This window comes from Synechococcus sp. CS-1326 (genome assembly GCF_025128115.1).
Classification (GTDB): Bacteria; Cyanobacteriota; Cyanobacteriia; order PCC-6307; family Cyanobiaceae; genus Regnicoccus.
Genome location: NZ_JAHLYV010000012.1, coordinates 55,957 through 77,370 on the forward strand (window position 1 = coordinate 55,957; position 21,414 = coordinate 77,370).

At 67.4% G+C, this 21,414-nt stretch carries 17 protein-coding genes; 13 read left to right on the forward strand and 4 right to left on the reverse strand.

All coding sequences use genetic code 11. From position 1 onward, the window contains the following. Positions 1 to 110 precede the first annotated feature (110 nt). Both speA and KQ307_RS03865 read right to left on the reverse strand, forming a co-directional pair. Positions 111 to 2,063, reverse strand: coding sequence for a biosynthetic arginine decarboxylase (gene speA, locus KQ307_RS03860; RefSeq protein WP_259727008.1), 1,953 nt, complete (start codon positions 2,061 to 2,063; stop codon positions 111 to 113). 85 nt (positions 2,064 to 2,148) lie between these two features. Next, complete coding sequence (locus KQ307_RS03865; protein WP_259727009.1) at positions 2,149 to 4,275, reverse strand: FUSC family protein; 2,127 nt, start codon at positions 4,273 to 4,275, stop codon at positions 2,149 to 2,151. Positions 4,276 to 4,387: 112 nt separating this feature from the next. Between KQ307_RS03865 and ndk the strand changes: the two genes are divergently transcribed. From ndk to KQ307_RS03900, 7 genes are all read left to right on the forward strand, one after another. Beyond that, entirely contained in the window at positions 4,388 to 4,846 is a 459-nt protein-coding gene (gene ndk / locus KQ307_RS03870; RefSeq protein ID WP_259727010.1) for a nucleoside-diphosphate kinase, read from the forward strand. Between the two features lie 37 nt (positions 4,847 to 4,883). Next, positions 4,884 to 5,591, forward strand: coding sequence for a FecR family protein (locus KQ307_RS03875; RefSeq protein WP_259727011.1), 708 nt, complete (start codon positions 4,884 to 4,886; stop codon positions 5,589 to 5,591). Then, positions 5,588 to 7,444 carry an adenylate/guanylate cyclase domain-containing protein gene (locus tag KQ307_RS03880; protein ID WP_259727012.1) on the forward strand — a complete coding sequence of 619 codons (1,857 nt, stop codon included), beginning with the start codon at positions 5,588 to 5,590 and terminating at the stop codon, positions 7,442 to 7,444. Before KQ307_RS03875 ends, KQ307_RS03880 begins: the two co-directional genes overlap by 4 nt. 198 nt (positions 7,445 to 7,642) lie before the next feature. Then, the gene (locus KQ307_RS03885) at positions 7,643 to 8,620 is read left to right on the forward strand and encodes a FecR family protein (protein WP_259727013.1); all 978 of its coding nucleotides are present in this window, start codon (positions 7,643 to 7,645) and stop codon (positions 8,618 to 8,620) included. A gap of 189 nt (positions 8,621 to 8,809) precedes the next feature. Beyond that, complete coding sequence (locus tag KQ307_RS03890) at positions 8,810 to 9,943, forward strand: FecR family protein (RefSeq protein ID WP_259727014.1); 1,134 nt, start codon at positions 8,810 to 8,812, stop codon at positions 9,941 to 9,943. Positions 9,944 to 9,986: 43 nt separating this feature from the next. Continuing rightward, the gene (locus tag KQ307_RS03895; RefSeq protein ID WP_259727015.1) at positions 9,987 to 10,652 is read left to right on the forward strand and encodes a FecR family protein; all 666 of its coding nucleotides are present in this window, start codon (positions 9,987 to 9,989) and stop codon (positions 10,650 to 10,652) included. A 13-nt stretch (positions 10,653 to 10,665) separates the two neighbouring features. Continuing rightward, positions 10,666 to 12,564 (forward strand): adenylate/guanylate cyclase domain-containing protein, encoded by a 1,899-nt coding sequence (locus KQ307_RS03900; RefSeq protein WP_259727016.1) that lies wholly within the window; start codon positions 10,666 to 10,668, stop codon positions 12,562 to 12,564. Here KQ307_RS03900 and thiO read toward each other — a convergent pair. Beyond that, on the reverse strand, positions 12,516 to 13,727 hold the full coding sequence (gene thiO / locus KQ307_RS03905) for a glycine oxidase ThiO (RefSeq protein ID WP_259727017.1): 1,212 nt from the start codon (positions 13,725 to 13,727) through the stop codon (positions 12,516 to 12,518). The genes KQ307_RS03900 and thiO overlap by 49 nt on opposite strands. Here thiO and KQ307_RS03910 point away from each other — a divergent pair. From KQ307_RS03910 to KQ307_RS03925, 4 genes are read left to right on the forward strand one after another with little or no spacing between them, the layout of a single operon-like run. Then, positions 13,726 to 14,163, forward strand: coding sequence for a PPC domain-containing DNA-binding protein (locus tag KQ307_RS03910; protein ID WP_259727018.1), 438 nt, complete (start codon positions 13,726 to 13,728; stop codon positions 14,161 to 14,163). The genes thiO and KQ307_RS03910 overlap by 2 nt on opposite strands. A 52-nt stretch (positions 14,164 to 14,215) precedes the next feature. Then, positions 14,216 to 15,697: an Asp-tRNA(Asn)/Glu-tRNA(Gln) amidotransferase subunit GatB gene (gene gatB, locus KQ307_RS03915; RefSeq protein WP_259727019.1), complete on the forward strand. Its 1,482-nt coding sequence runs from the start codon at positions 14,216 to 14,218 to the stop codon at positions 15,695 to 15,697. A gap of 15 nt (positions 15,698 to 15,712) precedes the next feature. Next, positions 15,713 to 16,123 (forward strand): nucleotidyltransferase family protein, encoded by a 411-nt coding sequence (locus KQ307_RS03920; protein ID WP_259727020.1) that lies wholly within the window; start codon positions 15,713 to 15,715, stop codon positions 16,121 to 16,123. Further along, positions 16,089 to 16,601: a hypothetical protein gene (locus tag KQ307_RS03925; RefSeq protein ID WP_259727021.1), complete on the forward strand. Its 513-nt coding sequence runs from the start codon at positions 16,089 to 16,091 to the stop codon at positions 16,599 to 16,601. The genes KQ307_RS03920 and KQ307_RS03925 overlap by 35 nt, the downstream gene beginning before the upstream one ends. On the opposite strand, the gene coaE is transcribed toward KQ307_RS03925, so the two are convergent. Beyond that, positions 16,590 to 18,053: a dephospho-CoA kinase gene (coaE, locus tag KQ307_RS14770; RefSeq protein WP_311133759.1), complete on the reverse strand. Its 1,464-nt coding sequence runs from the start codon at positions 18,051 to 18,053 to the stop codon at positions 16,590 to 16,592. The two genes, KQ307_RS03925 and coaE, sit on opposite strands and share 12 nt — an antisense overlap. Here coaE and argJ point away from each other — a divergent pair. Together argJ and KQ307_RS03945 are read left to right on the forward strand one after the other, a co-directional pair. Continuing rightward, positions 18,052 to 19,320: a bifunctional glutamate N-acetyltransferase/amino-acid acetyltransferase ArgJ gene (gene argJ, locus KQ307_RS03940; RefSeq protein ID WP_259727022.1), complete on the forward strand. Its 1,269-nt coding sequence runs from the start codon at positions 18,052 to 18,054 to the stop codon at positions 19,318 to 19,320. The genes coaE and argJ overlap by 2 nt on opposite strands. Positions 19,321 to 19,411: 91 nt before the next feature. Beyond that, the gene (locus tag KQ307_RS03945) at positions 19,412 to 21,166 is read left to right on the forward strand and encodes a SulP family inorganic anion transporter (protein WP_259727023.1); all 1,755 of its coding nucleotides are present in this window, start codon (positions 19,412 to 19,414) and stop codon (positions 21,164 to 21,166) included. Positions 21,167 to 21,414 lie beyond the last annotated feature (248 nt).

Genomic DNA, 21,414 nt, shown 5'->3' on the forward strand with positions numbered 1-21,414 from the left:
GTGTTGACTCCAGGAGCTCACTGGAGCGATACGACATTCCCTCTCACCGCCAGAGATGGGAGGCGCAGCGTCTTGATGAATAGGGTGGATCTGGGCATGCATCGATCCGATCACTGCAGGTAGGTGATCTGCCCCAGACTGCTCTTCAAGTGAGCCATCAGCCGCTGGGCATCGCTGATGCGCAGATCACCGCGGTCGATCGCCGCTTCGCTGGCCACCCGCAGGCGCTCCAGCAGTAAGCTGGGCTCGTGTTCCATGGCCTTGAGCACATCGGCATTGGTGTCGCCACGCACCACGTGATCAAGCCGGTAGCCGCCGCCTGCGGCCAGGCGGATGTGCACGGCATTGGTGCTGCCGAACAGGTTGTGCAGGTTGCCCATCACCTCCTGATAGGCCCCGCCCAGGAACAGGCCGATCCAGTAGGGCTCGCCGGGCTGGTGCGCGTGCAATTCCAGCAGCGGCTTCACCTGGCCGCCATCGATGAAGCGGGCCAGCTTGCCGTCGGAGTCGCAGGTGAGGTCGGCGAAGCTGCCCAGGCGGCTCGGGCGTTCATCAAGGCGATGGATCGGCATCACTGGGAACAGCTGATCGATCGCCCAGGTGTCGGGCGCTGAGCGGAACACCGAGAGATTGGCGTAGTAGGTGGTGGCCAGGGCGGCCTGCAGACCCTTGAGCTGATCCGGAACCCCGACGGTCGGCAGCCGCTGGGCGATTGACTGGCAGCAGGCCCAGGTGAGCTGCTCAGCCATGGCGCGTTCCGTGAGGCTGAGGTAGCCGAGACGGAAGGTAGAGAGGGCGTCTTCCTTGAACTTGAGCGCATCATTCCAGGCCTCCTGCAGGGGCCGGGTGTCGCCGTGCTCCGTGGCACTGATGACGGCCAGGGTGTCACGCAGGTTGCGCACGATCAGCGGTTCACCCTCCAGCACTTCGGGCACCGCATCCGGCACGCCGGAAGCGCCGAGCACATCGAACACCAGCACGCTGAAGTGGCTGGCGAGCGCCCGGCCGCTCTCACTCACCAGGGTGGGCAGGGCAACGCCCAGGGGTTCACAGCACTCCCGCACGGTCGCCACCACGTCGTTGGCGTAGTTCTGCAGGGAGTAGTTGGTGGAGGCGGCAGTGGCGGTACGGCTGCCGTCGTAATCGATGCCCAGGCCACCACCCACGTCCAGATAGCCCATCGGCGCCCCCAGCTGGGCCAGCTGCACATAGATCTGGCCGGCCTCCTGCAGGGCGTCCTTGATCACGGCGATGTCGTTGATCTGGCTGCCCACGTGGAAGTGCAGCAGCCGCAGCTCCCCCAGCAGCCCCTCAGCTCTCAGCTGCTCCACGGTGGTCAGCAGGTCGGGGATCGACAGGCCGAATTTGGCCCGCTCTCCCACCGAGCTGCCCCAGCGGCCACTGCTGCGGGCCGAAAGTTTGGCGCGAACGCCGATCAACGGCGCCGCCCCCAGACTGGCGCTGGCGGCAATGATCCGCTCCACCTCGTCGGCCTGCTCGATCACCACCACCGGCTGGCGGCCGAGCCGGCGGGCCAGGATCGCCGTTTCGATGTAGCGCTGGTCTTTGTAGCCGTTGCAGATCAGCAGCGCTTCTGGATCGTCCACCAGGGAGAGGGCGATCAGCAGCTCCGCCTTGCTGCCGGCCTCCAGGCCGAAATGCCAGCGGCGGCCGCTCTCCACCAGCTGCTCCACCACGTGGCGCTGCTGGTTGCACTTCACCGGGAACACCCCCTGATAGCGGCCGGCGTAGCCGTACTGGGCGATCGCCCGCTCGAAGGCGGCATGGAGCCGCTCCAGCCGGTCCTCGAGGATGTCGTCGAAGCGGATCAGCAGCGGCAGGGAGAGGTCGCGGCTCTGCAGGCCCTCCACCAGGTCGACCAGATCGAGGGAGCCACCGCGATCACCACGGGGCTGCACCATCACGTGACCACGACCGTTGGCGCTGAAATAGGGCTCGCCCCACCCCTCCAGGCCGTACAGCCGCGTGCTGTCGGCCACGCTCCAGGGGGCGGAAGCACCGGGGAGCGCGCCCGGCGGGCGGGTCGGGTCGGCGAGCACCATCGAAGCCTGGGTTGCGGCGAAACCTTTGGACGGAAATCTAGGCGGGAAGCCGCTGCCGCACTGGATCCAGGGCCTGCTGTCCTGATCAGCAGCCAGGGGGGGCGATGCCGGCGCTCCAGGCTTCCGTGGCGTTGCGGAGCCCGATGATCGGTTCAACCAGGCGCTCCAGCTGCTGCTGCTGGAGCAGGTCGTCGGCCAGCTCCGGCCGGCGCAGATCCGGCAGCGGCCCCGTCTGCTCTCCGCGATCCAGAGCCGAGGCGAGGGCCGTGAGCGTGGTCAGCATCTGGTCCCGCAGCGGCCGGAGGCTGAGCGCTGCCGGGCTGCCAGCGGCCGGGCGACCACCACTCCCAAGCACCAGGAGGGCATCGATCAGACGCTGGCTGTGCAGCAGAAACGCCATCAGAGGCAGCGCCATCGGCCGGTGCGAAGTCTTCTCGCTGAGATAGCGCTGGATCGAGACCTGGGCGTTCCCCATCGCCAGGCGCACGGCGACAGGAGTGCTGGGCGGCCCAGCGCTGGTTGGCGGGCCCTCCAGAACCCGATCCAGCACCTCCGAAACGAACCGGGCCTGGCAGCGCAGGCTCTCCGCCAGGCGGGCCGGCAGTTGCTCCCGTTCCCAGCGGGGCAGGATCAGGTGGATGGCGGCCAGGGCCAGGACGGCGCCGATCAGGGTGTTGGCGATCCGCCACAGGGCCAGGCTCCAGTCGCCGGGTTGGGCGATGTCCTTGTAGAGAACGATCCAGGGGGTGAGGAAGAAGACGAACAGCCCGTAGTTCACCGGCAGAATCGCCATCATCACCAGCGTGAGCGGCACCAGCAGCAGCACGATCGCGAGGGGATGGGGGAAGAGGGTGGCCAACACGATCGCCAGGATCCCGCCCAGCACCGTGCCCAGCACCCGCTGGCTGGTGCGCGTGAGGCTCTCACCCGCCGAGGGCCGCAGGATCACCGACACGGTCAACGTGATCCAGTAGCCGATCGGCAGCGCGAACAGGGTATAGATGCTCACCGCAGCGGCCGAGGCGACCCCGAAGCGCAGACCGTGGCGGAACACGCTCGAGTCGAGCGTGAGGTTCGCGCCAAGAGTTCTCCAGCCCTGGGCCACCGCAACCTGCACTGCGTCATTGGGGCGGCGCAGCTGAGTCGATCTGCGGTTGAGCGCTGCCGCAGGAATGGCTTCGCCGACCTGGGCGAGGGTGGTGATCCAGTGGACCTGGCTGAGCTGGGCCTGCTGGAGCGCGGCGATTGGTGCAGGGAACCGATCGATCGTGGCAGCGATCCGTCGGGCCTCGATCACAAGTTCCTGGCACGGGGGCAAGCCGGCGCGCCCCAGCAGCGCCTGTTCCAACTGACGCAGCGCCGCGACACCGTGCCGATTGAGCCCATTGATCCGGGGCCGGAGCTGGGGGGCCTCCCGCCCCGGTACCCCCGCCAGCAGGTTGCCCATCGCCGCGCTGGTCACGAACAGCGCGTCGGCGGACTCGATCAGGCGGGTGAAGGCCCCATCGGCCGGGCTGTCCCCGAGGCGGCCGCTGCGGGTATCCGCCAGGGTCGCCCGGGCGGTGGCGAGGGCGGCGCGGACCCGGAGTTTGCCCTGGAAGAGCTGGTCCTCAGCGGCTGGACTCCCGCCGCTCCCCGGGCAGGCCTGGCTGCAGAACTCAGCGATCGCCCCCAGCAGTTCAGCGCTCGCGAGCCGGACAGGCCGGTAAGGCCGCAGCGGCCAGATGGCCACCGCCAGCAGGGTGGCCCAGGCCCCTCCGGCCAGGTAGAGCAGGGAGAAGGACAGGGCCTTGGCTGGATCGGGACCGGCCACATTGATGCCGATCAGGAAGCACCAGGCGGTCACCAGACCGATCAGGGCACCGGCATTTCCGTAGAGCGAGAGCAGACCGCAGCCCAGCCCGACGGCGAACATGGCCGGCACGCACAGCCAGGGCCAGGTGGCCAGGCCGATCCCCCCGCCGAGCGCCACGGCGCCCAGCAGGGAAGCGCAGGCCATCGCCGTTGCCCTGGTGCGGTAGGCACCGCCCGTGTCGGCCATGTTCACGTAGAGCCCACCCAAAGCCATCCAGATCAGGGCGGGCTCATGCAGCAGCGCGGCCGCCAGCAGAGGCAGCACGCTGGCCACGGTGGTGCGCAGGCCGAGGCGGAGGTTGGGCCCGATCCTCGGCGCCGCCAGCCAGGTAGCGGGTAATGCTGGCGCTGCTGGCATCAACGCAGTTCCGGCCGCAGACCCGATCGTATGGCGGTTGTCATGCCAGGGCTTGCTTGCCAAGCGGCAGGCCCAGCGCGGACGATGGCTGGATCAGCAGTCTTCTTTTGCCATGGCCACCGAACGCACCTTCCTCGCGATCAAGCCCGATGGGGTGCAGCGCGGGCTGGTGGGCGAGATCCTCGGCCGCTTCGAGCGCAAGGGCTTCAAGCTGGTGGGCCTCAAGCAACTGGTGCCCAGCCGGGAGCTGGCTGAAAGCCACTACGGCGTGCACCGCGAGCGGCCCTTCTTCGCCGGCCTGGTGGAGTTCATCACCAGCGGTCCGGTGGTGGCGATGGTGTGGGAAGGCGATGGCGTGATCGCCAGTGCCCGCAAGCTGATCGGCGCCACCAAGCCCCTGGAGGCCGAGCCCGGCACGATCCGCGGCGATCTGGCCGTGAACATCGGCCGCAACGTGATCCACGGCTCCGATGCACCCGAAACCGCCGTCTTCGAGATCGGCCTCTGGTTCAGCCCCGAAGAACTGAGCGACTGGACGCCGGCCGATCAGGTGTGGCGCCTGGAGCCCTGAGCGGCCATGGTTGGAGGCAGGTCCGGGGCCACCAGCCATGATCCCTGCTTCCGCCTTTTCCACCTGTGTTTCCACCCTGAGCCCGCCAAGCGGTCGTCTGGCCAGGCTTGCTGCCGCCACGACCGGAGCCGTCGCCTTTGCGATCACCCCGGCGGCCGCCGAGCTGCGGGTTCCCCGGGTGCTCGATGTGCCCTCCCACCCGGCGTTCATCCGCCCCCCAGGTGCCACTGAGCTGAAGGCCCGCACTGGTCAGGTGATTGCTCCGCTCTCCCAGCTGCGCACCGAGAAACCGGGCCGCTTGCAGGTGCTGCTGGCCGATGGCCGAGCCTTTCGCCTCGGCGGCAATGCCCTGCTCCAGCTCGATCCGGATGGGCTGAACCTGCTGGGTGGTCAGATCATCGCCTGGATCCAGCCTGGGGCATCTCGCCACCGGCCGCTGCGGATCCGCACCCGGGTGGGCACCGCTTCGATTCAGGGGACCACGGTGTTCATCGAAGACCAGCCCGAGGAGGTGCGTTTTCTCAGCTGGGAGGGCACTGTGGAGGTGACCACCAGCTCCGGGACCGTGTTCAGCCTCTCCAGTGGAGACATCCTGCGTGCCACTCCGGACGGCTGGGTCGGTCCCCGTCGCCTCAGCGCCGAGGAGGTGCGCCAGCGCCGACAACGGAGCATCCTGCTCAACGGTTTCGAGGCCCCGATGGAGACACTCCCTGTGATCGAGCGCGAACTCGGCCTGACGCCTTGATCGGGCCGGGCCCCTGCCGCTGGAGGCGGCTGTGGTGGCTCGGCCTGGCGACCCCCCTGCTGGCCGGCCTCGACCGGCTGCCCGCCACCCCTGCGGGGCAGGCCTTGAACCTGCTCGACAGCCAGATCCAGATGCTGTTCTTTCACCTGCGTGGTGCCCGAGCGGCCCCCGTTGATCCGGTGATCCTGGCGATCGATGCCGAATCCCTGGAGCTGAGCGAATTGATCGGCTCCGACGAGCGGCGGCTCTCGCCGCTCTGGCGCCAGATGGGCCCCTGGCCCTGGCCGCGGGCCCTGCAGGCCCAGCTCGCCGCCAGCGTGCTGGAGCGGGGGGCGGCACGGGTGCTGTTCAACATCGAATTCAACCAGCCCAGCCGCTTCGGCCCCGCGGACGACCAGTCCTTCCTCGCCACGCTGGTCCCCTGGCGCTCACGGGTCCACCTGGCCGCCCGCTACGGACTGAGCGAGCAGCAGGGCGTGGAGCTGGTGCGGCTGCTTCTGCCGCTCCCATCCCTGGCTACCCCTGGTCTCACCACCCTGCTGCAGACACCCCAGGGGGTAGCGGAGGCCGTACCAGGCCAGGACTGGATCGAGAGAAATCTGGCCGGCTTTCCACGTCCCCATCCGAGCCCGATGGCCTTCGTGGCCGCCAGGGCGCCCGTACCAGCCGCAGCGATGGGGCTCAATTACCACGGCCCGGCGGGCACGCTGCGCCAGGTGCCGGCCTGGAAGATCCTCGCCACCCCGGCTGGTTTCTGGAGCGGCCGCACCGTGTTGATCGGCGTCACGGCCCCAAATCTGGGCGACCTTCAGGAGACCCCCTTCGGTCCCCAGAGCGGCACCGAGGTGCAGGCTGTGGCCCTGGCCAATGCGATCCAGGCGGAAGGCCTCTGGCGGCTGCCTGGCTGGGGCGAGGCCCTGCTGTTCCTGCTCTGGGGGGTCGGCGCGGCCTGGGGTCTGGGCCGTGGTGCCACGGCGGGTCGCACCCTGCTGGTGATCATGGTTCTGGCGAGCCTGGCCCTGCTGAGCGGCTGGGGGCTCTGGCTGGGCGCCCTGCTGCGGCTGCCCCTGGCCGCCTTGCTGCTGGCGGTGCTGATCGGCGGCGGCGGGCGGTCCTTGGCTCAGTCCCTTGGGGAGAGCCGTGAACGGGCCTACCTTCACAAGGTGCTTGCCCGCCGCGTTTCCCCAACCCTGTTGAGCGACATCCTGCGCAATCCGGGGCCGATCTGGACCCAGTTGGTCGGCAGCCGGGCTCGATGCGTCGTGCTGTTCAGCGACCTGGTGGACTTCACCAGCCTGAGCACCAGCCTCGCCCCCGACCAGCTCTTCGCTCTGCTCAACCGCTACTTCGAGGCGATGGCTGCCGCGGTGCTGGCTGAAGAGGGCCTGCTCGACAAGTTCATCGGTGATGCGGTGATGGCGGAATTCGGGGTGCCCCGCAGCAGGGGTGACCGCCAGGAGGCACGCGCTGCGGTACGGGCGGCCCTGACGATGCAGCGGGGGCTTGAGCAGCTCAACCGGGAACTGATCGCAGCTGGCCAGGAGCCATTGCGCCATGGCATCGGCCTGCATGTGGGGGAGGTGATCGCCGGCAATCTCGGGGCTACTCAGCGGCTGGAGTTCACCGTGGTGGGGACCAGCGTGAACGTGGCCAATCGCCTGGAGCGTCTCACCCGCCGCTACCCGCAGCATCCGATTCTGATCAGCGCTGAGTTGGCGGCCCTGCTGCCCGGGGAGTTGGAGGTCAAGCCGCTGGGGCCCCACCAGCTCAAGGGCGGGCGGGAGCCTCTGGAGGTGCTGGCCCTGCTGGGGCTGCGGGATCCAGCCCCACCGGAGCCCTCAGAATCTCCATGAGTGTGTCCAGACCTGCCTGATCGCCTTGCTGTGGGCTCACCCATCTCCCCGTCATCTGGTTCCGTTGCCGGACGTCCAGCCAGGACGGCATCTGCATGGTGGCTGCTGACCTTCCTCGGCCTGGTGTGGCCCATCCAGCCAACGCCGCTGCTGGCTGCCGAGAAAGCCAGGGTGGTGGAGATCCTTGATGGCAGGGAGGTGTTCATCGATGCCCGCCAGGCCGAGATCAATCAAACGGCCCTGTCGCCCCAGCAGCTCAACACAAGGAACAGTCGCGCTCACCTCACCTTTCGATCGGGTGCGACGGCCCGTCTGAATCGATTCACCCAGTTGCGGCTCGGCAGAAACTGCTTCCTGCTCGCCAAAGGTCAGGTGCTGGTCTCCGGCAAACAGAGTGGCTGCACCAAATCACTGCGGCTGAGTTCACGCGGCACCACTTTCATCATCACCGCCAACGCGGATGGCAGTACCGATGTGATCGTGCTGGAGGGGAAGGTGGAAGCCGAGCCCCTACAGCACGCGGCGCCATTCGAGCAGCCATCGAACGACCTGCCCGTCTTGCTCAGTCAACTGCTGTTCGAAATCAATCAACGGCGTATGCAACTCGGCAAAGCGGCGTTCCCATCCGTTCCCGCTGTTGTTCAGGCTGCGATCGAGCCCTACGGCCTTCTGCTGATCAATGCGATGAAACGAACCGGTGGCTGCTTCCACGGTGGCAGCAATGGGGTCGCTTCACCCTTTGATTTCGTCCGTCTTCCCAGGGGCTGGTCCGTCGTCGGGGAGGTGCTGGGGTGTCCGACCGTACCAGGAGTCTGGGACCCGGCAATTGTCGCGCGGATGCTGCAGGAGTCCCCCACCCACAAGCGGATTGTCTATGAGTCCCGAAAGGCCACCGCCATCGGCTGTGTCTGGTCAAAAGCCATGAGCAAGCACGACACCGAGGCGATGGTCTGCTTGACGATGAGAAATGATGGCCAGACTGCTGTGGCTGCCGCACCGTTGATCATCAACGCTGGCCACAGATTCAGATTCTCAGACACAGGGTCGTTTCTCTCGTCCGCCGAACTGCGGGCGGCCGACTACGACACCATTCTCAGAGGTCCTTTTTTTCTGGGCTTCGTCTCGACCTTGCTGGAGCAGGATGCTCTCAATCGCCATCTGCGCGACCAGCCTTAACAATCACTCGAGCGGGATCCCCTGCCGATCCACAGAAGTGATTCTGACCAACCTGATGGAACGGATTCACGCCGAACCGACCGACGCTGGCGGAACGGGCCGCAACGGGAGTGAGGATCACCCTAATGAGATCCAGTAAGCTCTGGATAATCAGTTTCCCAGACTGCCCCCTTGCCGCTGATTCGGCCCTTGGCGTTGCTGGCCCACCCCGCGAGCATTCTGCCTTCACTCGCTCTGCCGGTATTGGCCGGAATGCTGGCCATGGCACCTTCGGCCGTAGCTGCAGAGGCAGCCACGGTGAAGGAGATTCTTGATGGAAACGAGCTGTTCATCGATGCCCGCCAGGCCAGGGTGAATCAAACCGCCCTTACTCCGCAGGAGATCACCACCCTGAACAGCCGGGGCCAGCTGCTGTTCAGGTCCGGAGCCGCCGCCCGCATCAACCGGTTCACCCAGTTACGCCTCGGCAAGAGCTGTTTCCTGCTCGCCAAGGGTCAGGTGCTGGTCTCCGGCAAGCAGAGTGGGTGCACAAAATCACTGCGATTGAGCTCGCGCGGCACGAATTACATCGTCCTCGCCAATGAGGATGGCAGCACCGATGTGATCGTTCTGGAAGGCACCGTGGTCGCCGATTCCTACATTGATTCTCTTCAGCCAGCCGAACAATCCCAGCTGCTCACCAAGCTTCTCGAACAACTCAACAATCAGCGCCAGCAACTCGGCACACCAAGATTTCAACCCCTGCCGGCGGCTGTTCAAGAAGAGATCAATAACTATGGGGATTCCCTGATCAAGGCGATGCGGCAATCCGGCGGTTGCTTCCACGGCGGCAACGCCGGGGTGAGCTCTCCCTTTGCCGCCGTCAGGCTTCCCTCCGGCTGGTCTGTGCTGGGCGAAGTACTGGGTTGTCCGGCCGAGGGAGGGCTCTACACGCCGGAATCACTGACCAAGCTCTGGTGGGGATCACCCATCCACCAGCGCATTGTTTTCGCTTCACAAAAGGCCACATCGATCGGTTGTGTCTGGTCGCAACCCAAAACCAACACTGACAAAGAGGTGATCGTCTGCCTGACCTTGAAGAACGACCAAGCAACCGCGGTTGCGCCTCCGCCGGTTGAGATCAAGGCCGGTTACCAATTCAGATTTTCTGCGGATGGCAAGATTCTCTCCAGCGTCAAGCTCGGCCCTGACGACTACAAAGCCATTCTGAATGGCCCGCTGTTTGTTGGGTTCACCACCACGATGCCCGAATTCGAGGCGCTGTATCGTTACATCACCGAGACCTTCAAAGGTGTTTCATTGCCTGGCCCGGCGGAATCCTGAACGCATCGGGCTGCTGCTGATCCTGGTCGCCTCACTCCACCTGGTGGCACCGGTCTCCGCGGCCACCCCAGCCGAAACGGCCACGGTGAAGGAGATCCTGGATGGCAATGAGCTGTTCATCGATGCCCGCCAGGCCAGACTGAACCAGCAGGCCGTCAGTCCGCAGGAGATCAGCACGGAGAACAGCCGCGGCCAGCTCAGCTTCGCGTCCGGTGCGGCCGGGCGGCTCAATCGCTACTCCCAGCTGCGGCTCGGCAGCGGTTGTTTCCTGCTCCGCAAGGGTGAAGTGCTCGTCTCAGGCAGGCAGAGCGGCTGCACCCGCTCCTCGCGGCTGAGCGTGCGGGGCACGAACTATGTGCTGCGGGTGGATGACGAGGGTGGCTCGGAGCTGACCGTCCTGGAGGGTTCGGTGGAGGTGGAACCCCTGACCGAGGGGGGGGAACCATCCGGCCAACCCAGCACCACCGTCAACGGCGGTGAACGGTTGCGTCTTTCCGCCACAGGCGTGGTGCTCACCTTGCTCAAGCTCAGCAGCGGCGATTACTCCGCCATCCTGAAGGGTCCGCTCTTCCTTGGCTTCACAGCGCCCCTGCCCGCGATCGGCAGCCTGGAGGGCTATTTGCGCTCCAACCTGCCGGGGGTCTCACTGCCTTCCCTGCCCGGTGGATCACCGCTGATCCCTCTCCTGAATCTGCCCCGCTTCTTCTGATGGGGGCTGAGCTGTGCTGATCGAGCGCTCGCGCCTCACGGCCCTGGCCTCAGCCGCGGTGGTGATCGCCGTCGGTGTGCTGAGCGGCTGGCCGCCGACGCGGTGGCAGGAATGGGAGCGTGGCCTTGAAGACCAGCTCGTGGTGTTGCGGGGCCCCAGGCCAGCGCCCCGCCAGGTGGTGCTGGTGGCCATTGATGACGCCACGCTCCAGCAGGGAAGCTGGTTCGCCGATCTGAACTCTGAGCAGATTCCAGCCTGGGCCCGTGGAATCGACACCCTGCCCTGGCCCCGCGCCGCCTATGGATTGCTGGCCACCCGGCTGCGGGAGGCCGGCGCGGCCGTGGTGGCGATCAACGTCACCTTCGCGGGACCAAGCAGCAAAGGACCCGCCGATGACGCGGCCCTGGCGAAAACCCTGGAGCCCCTGCGGGGCCATGTGGCCCTGGCGGCGGAGATGCTCGAGCCCCAGGACGGCGAAGTCGGCAGCGGCCTCACCTTGATCCGTCCGGATCCGATCCTGCCCGCCCTGACCGGTGAAGGATCGCTTGGTCTCACCAATACTCTGCCGAGGGAAGCCGGCCAGCCGGCCCGCCACCCCGATGCCTATGGCCGCGGCCTCCTGCCCGACAACGGCGTGGACCCCTTCCCCTCTCTGGCTGGCACAGCCCTGCGGTTGCTGGGACGCCCCAGCCGCCAGAACGACCCCGCCATGGCCCTGAACTTCTACGGGCCGGAAGGCAGCTTCCAGAGGATCTCCGCCTGGGAGGTGCTCGATCCGGCTCGCTGGCAGCGCCATTCCAGCCGGGGAATGCTGAAGGATGCTTTGGTGCTGATGGGGCCTGTGGTGTCCCAGGGCGAGGCGGGCAATCCAACCCCCTTCGGCCGGATCTCGGGCCTGGAGATGCTGGCCACCGCCACGGCCAATTCCCTCCAGGGAGATGGCCTGGGCCCCTGGCCGGCAGCGGCACCGGCCAGGGGCCTGCTGGCGATGGCACCGTTGCTGCTGGTGGCGGCTCTTGGGCTGCGGCTGTCGGGCCTGCCGTGGCGGCTGGGGCTGGTGATCAGCGTGCTGGTCCTTCAACTGGTGGCGGGCTTCGTGGTGCTGCGCCAGCTGGATCGCTGGCTGCCGCTGCTCGCCCCGGCCAGCGGCCTGGTGCTGCTGGGCCTGCTTTACGGCGGCGACGCCTACCTGCGGGAGGAGAAGGAGAAGAGGAGGCTGCGACGCACTTTCGAGCGCTATGTGGCCCCCAGCGTGGTGGCCGAGATCCTCTCGGATCCCGATGCGGCCGAGGGCATCCTGCGGGGAAAACTGCTGCCCGTCACCGTGCTGTTCAGCGACCTGAAGGGGTTCACCCAGCTCACCCAGAAACGCAGCGCCGAAGGCCAGATTGAATTGCATGTGCGCCAGTTGAACGACTATCTCGGCGGCATGGTCGAGGTGATCAGCGCCCACGGCGGCACCGTCGACAAGTTCATCGGCGATGCCGTGATGGCCGTGTTCGGTTCACCGATCGGGCGTGGGCCCCGGCAGGAGGCCCTGGCGGCGCTGCGCTGCGCCGAAGCGATGCGGACCCGGCTGGAGGAGCTCAACGCCCAGTGGCTGGCCGAGGGCATCGAGCCATTCAGCAGTGGCATCGGCCTGGCCAGCGGCTCGGTGATCGTCGGCCAGATCGGCAGCCCCCGCCGCCTTGATTTCACCGTGATCGGCGACAAGGTGAACCTGGCCAGCCGGCTGGAGGGGCTCACGCGGCTGCTGGATGTGCCGATCGTGATCGATGCCGGCACGGCGGAGCTGGTGGAGCAGGAGCTGCCGGTCCGTGCGCTCGAACCTCAGCAGGTGAAAGGCATGGGCATGATCCCGGTTTACACCGTGGCTGACGCCGAGCCGAGCCCCGTTGCCCTGCCCAGCTGATCGCCGGCCGCCGGGCGGCCAAAGCGTCTGGCATCGAACGGGGCGAGCAGCGCCGCATCGCCGGAAGCGCCCGGCTCGATCAGGTTCGCGATCAGGCTGGCGCTGATCGCGGCGAGCAGCACCCCGTTGCGGTAGTGACCCGTGGCCAGCCAGAGGCCGGCGATCTCCGCTGGGCCGAGCAGGGGCAGGCCATCGGGGGTGCCGGGCCGGAATCCCCACCAACGCTCCATCGGCGGCCAGTGGGCCGCCTCCGGCAGGAGGCTGACAAGGCCTTGCTCCAGCTGGCTCTGGCCCTGGGGCGTCAGCCCGGCCGCAAAGCCGGCGTCCGGCTCACTGGTGGCGCCCACCACGAGCAGACCGTCTTCGCGCGGCACCAGGTAAGTGCCAGGCCCGAACAGCACCCGTTTCAGCGCCTGGCGGGGTGCCTGCAGCGAGAGCATCTGACCCTTGATCGGCTGGACGGGCAGGCCCGGCAGCAACCGGGCGCTCCAGGCGCCGCAGGCCAGCACGGCCCGGTTGCACGGCAGGGTCACCACCTCACCCTCCGTCCGGCGCAGGCGGATCGCTTCGAGCCGCCCGGCCGGCGCCAGCAGTTCCAGCACCTCGCTGCCCTCCTGAAACCCCACGCCCAGGGCAACGCAGGCCGTTTCAAGGGCGCGCATCAACTGACGGCGGTTGTCGATCTGGCCGTCCTGATCAAACAACAGACCGGCCTGCCAGGCCGCACCGATGCCGCCGATCTCGTGCCGCAGATCGGCGGCATCGAGGGCCAGGCCGAAGCGGGCGGTGGGGTAGGCGTCCCGCTCAGCGGCGGAGCGGAAGGGAACCACGATGCCGCAGGGGCGAAAGCCGCAGGACAGGCCGCTGTCGGCCTCGATCTGGGCCACCCAGCCGGGAATCGAGCCGAGGCTGCGTTGGCCCAGATCCAGCAGCGGGCCACTCAGCCCTTCGGCATGGGGAGCCAGCATTCCCGCCGCCACGAACCCGGCCGCCTCACTGCGCCGCCGACTCAGCACCAGCACCGACTGGCCACGGCGGGCCAGCTGATGGGCGATCGCCAGCCCGATCAGACCGCCGCCGAGGATCAGCACGGCAGCCGCACCTGAATCGAACGACTCTGCCGAGAATGGAGCGGTCAGGGAATCGGCTGCAAGGGCATCCATGATTTCAAGCTATCCAACAGCTCATCCCGGGGAGATCAGCCTGCTCAACCTGCGGCTGAGCCCGGGTTGCGACCTGCGCGGTGCCCTCGAGACCCTGGTGGCCGAGCGACAGATCGACGCCGCCTGGGTGGCCTCAGCGATCGGCAGCCTCGATCAGCTCAGCCTGCGGCCGGCGGGAGCCAGCGAGGCGCTGCTGTTGCCGGGGCCCTGGGAGCTGCTCAGCCTGCAGGGAAGCCTTGGACCCGACGGGGTGCATCTCCACCTCAGCGCCGCCGATGCCCGAGGCCACTGCCGGGGCGGCCACCTGCTCGCCGGCAACGGCATCCGCACCACCGCCGAGATCGCCCTGCTGCTGCCGGTGGGGGTGCGGTTCAGGCGGGTGCTCGATCCCCGCAGCGGCTGCCGCGAGCTCTGCTTCGAGGCCCCGGCACCGTGAGCCGGGCGGCTGCATAGGATCGATTCCCAGCACGTGCAAGCAGGCAGAAGGAATGGCGGCGGTGAACGGACAAGGGGCCTGGGAGGCGGTGATCGGCCTGGAAACCCATGTGCAGCTGGGCACCGCCAGCAAGATCTTCACCGCCGCCTCCACCAACTTCGGCGACGACCCCAACACCCACATCGATCCGGTGGTGCTGGGACTGCCCGGCACCCTGCCGGTGCTCAACGAGAAGGTGCTGGAGTATGCGGTGAAGGCGGCCCTGGCGCTCAACCTGCAAGTGGCTGAGCACAGCAAGTTCGACCGCAAGCAGTATTTCTATCCCGACCTGCCCAAGAACTACCAGATCTCCCAGTTCGACCAGCCGATCGCCGAGAACGGCTGGATCGAAGTGGAGGTGGCTGAGAAGGGCAAGGACACCTACCTCAAGACGATCGGCATCGAGCGGCTGCACATGGAAGAAGACGCCGGCAAGCTGGTGCACGCCGGCAGCGATCGCCTGGCGGGCAGCACCCACTCCCTGGTGGATTACAACCGCGCCGGGGTGGCCCTGGCCGAGATCGTCAGCAAGCCCGATCTGCGCACAGGCAGAGAGGCGGCCGAATACGCCTCCGAGATCCGTCGGATCATGCGCTATCTGGGCGTGAGCGACGGCAACATGCAGGAGGGATCATTGCGCTGTGATGTGAACATCTCGGTGCGGCGGGGCCCGGATGAACCGTTCGGCGTGAAGGTGGAGATCAAGAACATGAACTCCTTCTCGGCGATCCAGAGGGCCTGTGATCATGAGATCGCCCGCCAGATCAAGGCGATCGAGGCCGGTGAGCCGATCCGGCAGGAAACGCGCCTCTGGGATGAGAGCAAGCAACTCACCAAAAGCATGCGCTCCAAGGAGGGCAGCAGCGACTACCGCTACTTCCCGGAGCCGGATCTGGGCCCGATCGAGGTCACGCCGGCTCGGCGGGAAAGCTGGCGCGCTGAACTGCCCGAGCTGCCGGCGGCCAAGCGTCATCGCTACGCCGAGCAGCTCGGGCTCTCGATCTACGACGCCCGGGTGCTCACCGATGAGCGGGCCATGGCTGAATACTTCGAGGCGGCCGTGGCAGCCGGTGGCGATCCCAAGGGCGTCGCCAACTGGGTCACCGGCGACATCGCCGCCTATCTCAATGCCGGCAAGCTCTCAATCACCGATCTGCCCCTGAAACCCGAGGAGCTTTCGGAGCTGGTGGGTCTGATCGACGACGACACGATCAGCGGCAAGATCGCCAAGGAGATCCTGCCGGAGCTGCTGGAGAAGGGCGGTTCCGCCAAGGGGATCGTGGCTGAGCGCGGCCTGGGCATGATCAGCGATCCCGCCGCGATCAGCGCGGAGGTGGAGGCGTTGCTGGCCGCCCATCCAGCCGAAGTGGAAGCGTTCCGGGGTGGCAAGACCAAGCTGCAGGGCTTTTTCGTGGGGCAGCTGATGAAGCGCACCGGTGGCCGGGCCGATCCGAAGCTGGCCAACTCAATCCTGGTGGCGAAGCTCAAGGGCTGAAGGCAGACTTGGCCCATGACGCTCCACGCCGAGACCTACTGGCTGCAGCGCTTCGCGGCCGATCGCCAGGTGCTGGAGCAGCGGCGCCAGGCAGGCCTCAGCCAGGCTGAGCGCTCCGCGCAGGTTTTTCGTGAGCACTGGCCCCAGCTCAGCGGGCTCTGGGTGCATGGGTCCTTGTTGGGCTCTGGATTCAAGGAGCATTCCGATCTCGATCTGCTCGTGCAGGGTCTGCCCGCTGATCAGCTGCTGAAGGCCATCGCTCTGGCCGAGGCGGCTGGGCCGCTGCCGGTTGATCTCAAGCGCCTGGAAGACCTTTCTCCTGAGCTCGCCGAGCGGTTGCTGCGCCACGGCCGAACCTTGATGGCAGGCGCACGGGTTGCCCAAGGACTCCTTGCATCGGGTTGCAACGGCGGCGATGCAGCCTGAGGATCTGCGTGAGCTCCGCGACGACCTGCGCCGCGAGCGTCAGCGGCTGGAGAACCTGGTGGCGTCCCTGGCCCGCAGCCTGCCTCGACTGGGGGAAGGCCCCGAGCCTGTGGAGGCAGCAGCGTTGCGGCTACACAGCTTCTACACCGGGATCGAGCGCGTGTTGCTGCTGGTGAGCCGCTCACTCAATGGCGGCACGCCACGCCAGGGGGACGGCTGGCATCGTCGGCTGCTGGAGCGGATGGCGATGGCCACCGATCAGCGTCCGGCGGTGCTTCGCGAAAGCACCCAAACGTCGCTGCAGGAGTATCTGCGCTTCCGGCATCTGGTGCGCAACCTCTACGCCGATGAGCTGCGCCCTGAACCCATCACCGCCCTGATCAAGGCGCTTCCTGAGGTTTGGAGCAGGCTGGAGGCCGACCTGAAGGCTTTCGAAGACTGGGCCGCGGCGTTGGCGGAGCGGGCCTCAGCCGACTGAAGGAGCAGAGCGCAGAGCCTGCTCCACCTGATCGGCCAGTGCCTCCTCGCTTCCCCGGTTGTCGATCAGAACATCGGAACGGTTGCGCTTCTCGCCCATGGGCCATTGGGCCGCGAGGCGGGCCTCGGCCTCGACGTGATCGAAGCCGTCGCGGCGGCGGAGCCGTTCCAGTTGCTGCTGGGCGTCGCAGTCCACCAGCCAGATCTCACTGCACATTCCCTCGAGGCCGGCTTCGAACAGCAGGGGGATCATCAGCACCACCACCGGTGCGGCCGCTAGCCGCTTCAGCTCCAGCTCGAACCTCTTCCGCACCAGCGGATGCACCAGCTGCTCCAGCCAGGCCCGCTCGGCTGGGTCGCTGAACACGATCCGCCCGAGGGCGGCGCGATCGATGCTTCCTGCAGGCGCTCGCACCCGCGCGCCGTAGCGCTCCAGCACTGATTGCTCCCCCGTGCTGCCGGGCGCCAGGGCGTCCCGGGCGCAGGTGTCCGCATCCAGCACCGGGAGCCCATGCCGTTCGGCGAGCCAGCGGCCCACGCTGCTCTTGCCGCTGGCAATGCCGCCGGTCAGGCCGATCCGCCGCTGGCCGCCCTGCCAGCGGGGCCGATTCAGCCGCTCCAGCATGGCTGGAGGCCCCAGTTGCTCCAGAGTGAAGCGGCCGCCATAGCTGGGGGTTGGGCGTTCGGAGTAAAAGCGGGTGTTGCCCTGCCCCCGCGGCCAACGGCGGGCCAGGCGGCTGCGTAGGCGCAGGCCGCCCAGCACCAGCTGCTGCAGCCAGTCGGGGCTGCTGGTCCACCCCAGGCTGCCGCAGACGTCGCGGCTCACCAGCGCCAGCAGTACCCCGCGTAGTGCCGGACGCAGGGGAGCAGGCCAGTCGTCCAGGAGCATCGCCAGGGTGGATTCGGCGATCCGCCGGTTGCTGGGGGCGCTCTGGAAAGCCTCAAGCTCGAAACTGTGGTTAAACGCCATCAGCGCTGCCAGGTTGTCAGGGATGGCCTGAATTCCCATCGCCTCGCCCACCTGGCGCCAGAAGAGGAATAAGCACGTCTGCTCCCGAGTGCTCAGGGCCCTCCAGCCGTAGCGGGCCAACCAGCGGATCGGTTCAGCCACGAAGGTGGAGAGCACGTAGAGGAAATCACGGTTGCTGATCGCATAAGCGCCATGGATCCGGTTCATCCGGGTGATCACCGCCTGCCCCTCCGGGCTGCGGGGGCCCCAGCGCAACAGCTCCGCCACCATCAGGCCGGTGTCGTCGTAGCGCTTGCGCGGTCTGTGGGTGAATTCACCTGTGCGCTCCAGCAGGGCGGATATCGAGGGGACGCAGAAGGTCTTGAGCAGGGCCAGCTCAAGGGAGCGGGTGGTGTCCCAGGGGAAGTGCACGCCGGCCAGCTCGCAGCAGAGGGCCTCCACTTCCCTCGGAGACGGCGATTCGGGCGTGGTTGGCTCCGCCATGGCGGCTCGGCAGGATGGTGTGAGTCATCCTGCCGCCGTGTCCCTTCCCTGGCACCCGATCCCCGGTGGCCTCACCGCTCCCACCGGCTTTCTGGCGGCCGGCAGCACCGCTGGCCTCAAGGCCTCCGGCAAGCCTGATCTCTCGCTGCTGCTGGCCCCGGCAGGGGCCGTCTGCGCGGGCAGCTTCACCACCAACCGCGTGCGGGCCGCCTGCGTGGATCTCTGCGCCGAGCGCCTGGCGGCCAGCGGCGGCCGCGCCCGGGCGGTGCTCACCAATTCCGGCCAGGCCAATGCCTGCACGGGTGATCTGGGCCTGATCGACAGCCTGCGTGCCACCCAGGCCACCGCCGATCTCCTGGGTCTGGCGGCTGAGGAGGTGCTGATCTGCTCCACCGGCGTGATCGGCGTGCCGATCCCTATGCAGATCCTGCTGGCGGGCCTCGATCCCCTGGTGGATGCCCTGAGCCCCGAGGGGGGCGCCGCCGCCGCCACGGCCATCCTCACCACCGATCTGATCGACAAGCAGATCGCCCTGGAGGCCGACCTGGGCGGCCGGCGTGTGCGCCTCGGCGGCATGGCCAAGGGCTCCGGGATGATTCACCCCACCATGGCCACGATGCTGGGTTACCTCAGTTGCGATGCCGGTGTGCCGGCGGAGCTGTGGCAAGGGATGGTGCGGCGGGCGGTGGATCGTTCCTTCAATGCGATCACGATCGACGGCGACACCAGCACCAACGACACGTTCCTGGCCTTTGCAGCCGGCGAGCCCTTGAGCCCGGAGCACTTCGACGCGCTGGAGGGCGGCCTGACGGCGGTGTCGCAGCACCTGGCCAGGGCGATTGCCCGCGACGGCGAGGGGGCCACCTGCCTGATCGAAGCGCGGGTGGAGGGGGCGACGGATGACACCGGCGCCCGCGCCATCGCCCGCACCATCTGCGGGTCGTCGCTGGTGAAGTGCGCGGTCCACGGCCGTGACCCCAACTGGGGCCGGATCGTGGCCGCGGCTGGCCGCGCCGGGGTGGAGTTCGACCCCGAGGCGGTGGCCCTCTGGCTGGGGGAGCACCAGCTGATGGCCGCAGGTCAGCCCCTGCCCTTCGACCGCCCGGCCGCTTCCCGTTTCATGGCTGAGCGCGCCGCCGGCGCCTATCTCAGTGGCGACACCGTGACCATCCGCCTGGTGGTGGGCGACGGTCCCGGCAAGGGTCTGGCCTGGGGCTGTGATCTCTCCGATCAATACGTGCGCATCAACGCCGACTACACCACCTGAACGCCGGTGTGCCAAGCGGTGACAGCAGCACCGATCGGCTCAGGGTTGCGCTGGCTTCCGTGCAACGCTCCAGTCACGAATCGTCCAGTCGGTGGCGGCTGCCGGGCTGCTGCTGCTGATTGAACAGGCCTTGGTACGAGCGATCTCTCTGATATCGATCCTGCCCGGTTTGCGGCAGATGCGCGCCTATCAACACGCCTGGCTCAGGGGGGACCTGCTGGCGGGAGTAACCGTGGCGGCCTATCTGGTGCCGCAGTGCATGGCCTATGCGGAACTGGCCGGTGTGGCGCCGGTCGCTGGGCTGTGGGCGATCCTGCCGCCGATGTTGCTCTATGCCCTGCTCGGTTCCTCCCCCCAGCTTTCGGTGGGGCCCGAATCCACCACGGCCGTGATGACGGCGGTGGCGATCGCGCCGCTGGCCGGGGGTGATCCCCTGGCCTACGCCAGCCTTGCCAGCCTGCTGGCCCTGTTCGTCGGTCTGGCCTGCCTGCTGGGGGCCTGGAGCCGGTTGGGCTTCCTGGCCGATCTGCTCTCCAAGCCGATCCTGGTGGGCTACATGGCCGGGGTGGCCGTGATCATGATCAGTGGCCAGATCGGCAAGATCAGCGGAGTGGATCTTCAGGCCGAGTCGCTGCTGGACCAGCTGCGCGAGCTGGCCGGCCGCAGCGGTGAGATCCATGGGCCCACGTTGGTGCTGGCGATCGGGGTGCTGGTTTTTCTGCTGCTGGTGCAGCGCCTTTTCCCCATGGCCCCCGGACCGCTGCTGGCGGTGCTGCTGGCTGTGGCGGTGGTTTCGGTGCTGCACCTCGATCAACGCGGCGTCGCAGTGATCGGGGATATTCCGGCCGGGCTGCCCAGCTTTCACCTGCCGGAGGGCGTTGCGCCTCAGAAGCTCAGATTCCTTTTATCTGCTGCTGTGGGCATCGCCCTGGTGGGCTACTCCGACAACGTGCTGACGGCCCGAGCCTTCGCGGCCCGAGGCGGTTACCGCATCGATGCCAACCAGGAGCTGCTGGCTCTGGGGGCGGTGAATCTGGGCAACGGTCTGATGCAGGGCTTCCCGGTCAGCAGCAGCGGCAGCCGCACGGCCATCGGCGAGGCGCTTGGCAGCCGCTCCCAGCTGTTTTCGCTGGTGGCTTTCGTGGCGGTGTCGCTGGTTGTGCTCTTTTTGCGGCCGCTGCTGGCCCTGTTCCCGAAGGCGGCCCTGGGCGCAATCGTCATCTATGCCGCTCTGCGCCTGATCGATATCTCGGAGTTCCAGCGCCTGCGGCGCTTCAAGCTCAGTGAGTTCCGCCTGGCGCTGGTCACCTTCGCGGGTGTGTTGCTCACCGACCTCCTGATGGGCGTGGCGCTGGCGGTGGCGCTGTCGGTGATCGATCTGTTTGCCCGCCTGGTGCGCCCCCATGACGCGGTACTGGGTAACCCGCCCAACCTGGCCGGCCTCCACGACGTCGAGGACTGGGAGGGCACCAGCACGATCCCCGGGCTGGTGCTCTACCGCTATGACGCGCCGCTTTGCTTCGCCAATGCCGAGGACTTCCGCCGCCGCGCCCTGCTGGCGATCGATGCCGAAACCGTTGCCGTCGACTGGTTCGTGCTCAATGCGGAGGCGATCGTGGAGGTCGACATCACCGCTGCCGATGTTTTGCAGGAGTTGCAGCAGGAGCTGGCTGGGCGGCACATCGTCTTCGCCATGGCCCGGGTCAAGCAGGACCTCTACCTTCAGCTCGTCAGAGCCGGCGTGGCGGAGAGGATCGGCGCCGAGCACTTTTATCCCACCCTGCCGACGGCGATCGCCGCCTTCCAGGACCAGGCTTCGAGAGGCGCCGCTGGGTCCGTCGGTTGAGCCTGATGCAGAGCTTGAGGTGAAGGCAGTTGCATCCGGCTCCCATACCAGAGACAGCGGCCGGAGCCCGGCCCCGATCCCGTCGATCCGGCCTTGAGTCTCGCTTCCTCGCCGAAGCGCTGGGCCTCCTGGGTGCTGAGGCGGTCAAGCTGGACCAGAGCTTTGCTGTCCAGCCTGGATCTGATTCAGCAGGAGAGCAGCAAGCAGAGCGAAGCAGCTGAAGCCTGGTCTGGCCTGGGGCTGTGATC

Bases quoted from the DNA above. Each gene is read 5' to 3' on its own strand.
- KQ307_RS03875 (WP_259727011.1), top strand. From the start codon at position 4,884: ATGATCCCTGCTTCCGCCTTTTCCACCTGTGTTTCCACCCTGAGCCCG.
- gatB (WP_259727019.1), top strand. From the start codon at position 14,216: ATGGCGGCGGTGAACGGACAAGGGGCCTGGGAGGCGGTGATCGGCCTG.
- argJ (WP_259727022.1), top strand. From the start codon at position 18,052: ATGGCGGCTCGGCAGGATGGTGTGAGTCATCCTGCCGCCGTGTCCCTT.
- speA (WP_259727008.1), bottom strand. From the start codon at position 2,063: ATGGTGCTCGCCGACCCGACCCGCCCGCCGGGCGCGCTCCCCGGTGCT.
- coaE (WP_311133759.1), bottom strand. From the start codon at position 18,053: ATGGCGGAGCCAACCACGCCCGAATCGCCGTCTCCGAGGGAAGTGGAG.
- thiO (WP_259727017.1), bottom strand. From the start codon at position 13,727: ATGGATGCCCTTGCAGCCGATTCCCTGACCGCTCCATTCTCGGCAGAG.
- ndk (WP_259727010.1), top strand. From the start codon at position 4,388: ATGGCCACCGAACGCACCTTCCTCGCGATCAAGCCCGATGGGGTGCAG.
- KQ307_RS03910 (WP_259727018.1), top strand. From the start codon at position 13,726: ATGATTTCAAGCTATCCAACAGCTCATCCCGGGGAGATCAGCCTGCTC.
- KQ307_RS03920 (WP_259727020.1), top strand. From the start codon at position 15,713: ATGACGCTCCACGCCGAGACCTACTGGCTGCAGCGCTTCGCGGCCGAT.
- KQ307_RS03865 (WP_259727009.1), bottom strand. From the start codon at position 4,275: ATGCCAGCAGCGCCAGCATTACCCGCTACCTGGCTGGCGGCGCCGAGG.